Annotated in this window: 1 pseudogene; it reads left to right on the plus strand. The window is 75.3% G+C overall.

Annotated features, from left to right (window positions below):
* Positions 1-449, plus strand: a pseudogene (locus GVL52_RS29020) (chemotaxis protein); the annotation flags it as partial.

A 449-nucleotide genomic window follows, 5' to 3' on the forward strand; every position in this document is an offset into this window, starting at 1 on the left:
CGACGAGATCGGCGCCATGGCCGGCGCCGTGCAGGTGTTCCGGGACGGGCTCGCCCGGACGAAGGTCCTGGAGGCGGAGGCCGCCCAGGCCCGGATCGGCCAGGAGGCGCAGCGCAAGACGGCGATGCGCGATCTGGCCGCCAGCTTCGAGGGCGCCGTCGGCGGCATCATCCGCGCCGTCGCCACCGCCGCGGCGAGCCTGAAAGCCACCGCCGAGACCATGAGCGCCGCGGCGGCCGAGACCGCCAGCCAGTCGACCCATGTGGCGACGGCGGCGGAGCAGGCGGCCTCCAACGTCAACACCGTGGCGGCGGCGGCCGAGGAACTCGGCGTCTCCGTCAACGAGATCGGCCGGCAGGTGCAGGCCTCGGCCGACCTCGCCGACGCCGCCGTGCTGGAGGCCGGGAAATCCGCCGACCTCGTGCGCAACCTGCGCGACGGGGCGGTGA

The organism is Rhizobium sp. 18055 (assembly GCF_902706285.1).
In the GTDB taxonomy this organism is placed as follows: Bacteria; Pseudomonadota; Alphaproteobacteria; order Rhizobiales; family Rhizobiaceae; genus Rhizobium.